4 protein-coding genes are annotated in these 2,935 nt (G+C 69.2%); all 4 read left to right on the top strand.

Translation table 11 applies throughout. The features are described from left to right. The coding region (locus HC022_RS22965) for a M20/M25/M40 family metallo-hydrolase (RefSeq protein WP_167453949.1) at positions 1 to 582 on the top strand (582 nt) is incomplete at its 5' end. Further along, a complete protein-coding gene (locus HC022_RS22960) occupies positions 582 to 1,490 on the top strand; it encodes a LysR family transcriptional regulator (RefSeq protein ID WP_167453948.1) in 909 nt (302 codons plus the stop codon). The genes HC022_RS22965 and HC022_RS22960, both read left to right, overlap by 1 nt. 75 nt (positions 1,491 to 1,565) lie before the next feature. Then, on the top strand, positions 1,566 to 2,531 hold the full coding sequence (locus HC022_RS22955) for an NAD(P)-dependent oxidoreductase (protein WP_368484723.1): 966 nt from the start codon (positions 1,566 to 1,568) through the stop codon (positions 2,529 to 2,531). Beyond that, on the top strand, positions 2,531 to 2,935 hold a 405-nt coding region (locus HC022_RS22950; RefSeq protein ID WP_167453946.1), incomplete at its 3' end, for an aldehyde dehydrogenase family protein. The genes HC022_RS22955 and HC022_RS22950, both read left to right, overlap by 1 nt.

The following is a 2,935-nucleotide window of genomic DNA, read 5'->3' as shown; positions in this document are numbered from 1 at the left end:
AAGGGCGGCCATGGCGCGATGCCCGAGCAGTCCGACGGCGTGATCGCCGCGGCCGGGCGCACCGCCGCGGCGCTGCAGGAGATCCCGGCACGCGCGCTCTCGCCGCTCGAGCCCGGCGTGGTCTCGGTCACGCAGATCCACAGCGGCTCGGCCTACAACGTCTGCCCCGACCGCGCGGTATTGAGCGGCACCTGCCGCTGGTTCGGGCCGGAGGCCGGCGACATCATCGAAGAGCGTGTCCGCCGGGTGGCCACTTCCGAGGCCGCCGCGCAGGGCTGTACCGCCAACATCGACTACCAGCGCCGCTACCCCGCGACGATCAACAGCGCCCCCGAGGCCGCGCTGGCCCGCGACGTGGCGGCGGAGATGGGACTCGATACCGCGATGACCGGCCCGAGCATGGCCTCGGAGGATTTCGCCTTCATGCTGAACGAGGTTCCCGGTGCCTACCTCTGGCTCGGGGCGGCGCGCGAGGGCGAGAACCCCGGGCTGCATTCGGCGAAGTTCGACTTCAACGACGCGGTGCTGCCCGCCGGCGCCGAGCTCTGGGTGCGCCTCGCCCGCCGCGCCACGCGGGGCTGATGGACGCGCTCGACAGCCGTTTCCTGCGCGAGTTCCTCGCGGTCGCGCAGGAGGGCTCGATCCGCCGCGCGGCAGATCGGCTGAATGTCGTGCCCTCGGCGATCTCGCGCAAGATCGCCGAGGCCGAGGCCCGGCTCGGGGTGGCGCTCTTCGAGCGCAGCTCCAGGGGCGTGACGGTGACCGAGGCCGGGGACCTTCTGCGCGAGCACGCGCTGCACCTTCAGGACGAGCAGACCTTCCTTCTTGATCAGATCGGCCGCTACCGGGCAGGACGCACGCAGACCGTGCGCATCGCGCTCGGAGAGGGGTTCACCGCCGACCTGATGGAGAACGGGCTGTCGGAGCTGAGCCGGCTGCAGCCCGACCTGCGCTTTGCCATCGACCACGCCGGCACCGAAGAGCTGCAGCGCCGCGTGATCGAGGGGGAGGCCGATATCGGAATTGCCTATAACCCGCTGGTGACCGAGGCGACCCGCTCGCTGGCCATGGGGCGCCAGCCGCTCTGCGCCGTTGTGCCTGCGAATTCATCACTGGCGGATCGGAGACGCGTCGGGCTGGCCGAGGTGCTGGAGCATCCCGTGGCCATGCTCGATGCGCGCCATGCCATCCGGCACCTCGTCGGGCAGGTCGCCGCCGACCGCGGGCTGGCGCTGCGGGTGCATGTTGAGACAGCCTCCATCGCGCTGCTGATCCGCTACGTGAGCGCGGGCATGGGCGTGACCTTTTTGCCGAGATTTTCCGCGTCGATTCAGGCAGATCGCGGCGATCTGGCGGTGATCGAGCTGGAAGAGCCGGCGCTGCACCGGGTCAGCACGCACCTCATGGTGCGGGCCCGCCGGCGCCTGCCGAAATCGGTGGAACTGGTGGCGAGCTTCCTGTCGGACCGCATGGTGGCCTTCCGCCGGTGATCTCTGGTGTTGCCGTAAAGGCAACGCGATGTGCGCAATGTGACCCCTTCCTGTGAACGCCATTCCTCCGGTTAGCTGTCTGAAACGCTGGCCGAACGTGGCTGGCGACGCACAACGACAGGAGATCACATGGCAGAGACGACAGGCAAACGGGCCGGGGTGATCGGACTTGGGGCCATGGGCTTCGGCATGGCGTCGAGCCTTGCCCGCGCGGGCTTCGAGGTGGCGGGCTACGACCCGGCTCCCGCGGCGCAGGACCGTGCCCGCGAGGCGGGGATCGCGCCCAAGGCGAGCCCGGAAGACGTCTTCGCCACAGCAGACTTCATCGTGCTTTCACTGCCTACTGCGGCGCATGTCGAAGGCGTCATCGCCGCGGCACAGGGCGCCGGGCTGCTGGGCGCAGAAGCCGGGGCCAAGGTCATTATCGACACCTCCACCTCCGAGGCCGAGGTCAGCCGCAAGCTCGCCGCAGCGCTTGCCGAAGAGGGACACGGCTTCCTCGACGCGCCGGTCAGCGGCGGGCCCTCCGGCGCAGCCTCGGGCCAGCTTTCGGTGATGCTCGGCGGCGACGAGAAATGGGTCGGTGCAGCGATGCCCGCGCTCGAGGCGATGGCGGCGAAAATCCTGCACGTCGGCCCGAGCGGCTCGGGCAATGTCGCCAAGCTCGTGAACAACATGCTGGTCGCCAGCCACATGGTTACGACGCTCGAGGCGCTGCGGCTGGCCGAGGCCGCCGGTGTCGGCGCGGCAGACGCGCTGCGGGTGATCAACTCTGCGACGGGCCGCAGTGCCATCTCGGAAATCCACTTCCCCAACTGGGTGCTGCCACGCAGCTTCGACAGCGGTTTCAGTACCGGGCTGATGCGCAAGGACGTGCGCCTCGCCCGTGAGCTGGCGCAAAGCGTCGGCTGCACCATGCCGGTGGCCGACCTGGTGGCCGATCTCTGGGCCGAGGAGAACTCGGGCCTGAAGGACGGCGATGATTTCATGCATATGGGCGATCCCGCAGTGGACCGCCTGAGCCATAAGGAAAAGATGTGATGGCCAAGGACCTCATAGATACCGCGGCCCGCGTGGCCGAGTTGCTGAAGGGTCTCACCGGATCTTCCGAGGTGCAGTCCTATGTCGGCGGTGCGCTTGTGCCGGGCACCGGGCACGCGCTGGAGCTCACCGATTCCGCGACGGGCGAGGTCTTCGCCCGCTACAAGGACGCAGGCGCCGAGGTCGTCGCACAGGCTGCCGAGGCCGCGACGCGGGCACAGAAGGAATGGTTCGCCAAGACCGCCTCCGAGCGCGGTCGCATCATGTTCGAGATCGGCCGCCAGTTGCGCGCCAATGCCGCCGCGCTGTCGGAGCTGGAAGCCCTCTCCTCGGGCCGCCCGATCCGCGACACCACCGGCGAGCCGGCGCGTATGGCCGAGATGTTCGAGTATTACGCGGGCTGG

This window comes from Salipiger sp. HF18 (assembly GCF_011806505.1).
In the GTDB taxonomy this organism is placed as follows: Bacteria; Pseudomonadota; Alphaproteobacteria; order Rhodobacterales; family Rhodobacteraceae; genus Salipiger; species Salipiger thiooxidans.
This window is presented reverse-complemented; position numbering and strand designations above follow the sequence as displayed.

What these genes read in the sequence shown, in the direction of transcription:
- HC022_RS22960 (WP_167453948.1), top strand. Translation starts at nt 582, where the DNA reads ATGGACGCGCTCGACAGCCGTTTCCTGCGCGAGTTCCTCGCGGTCGCG.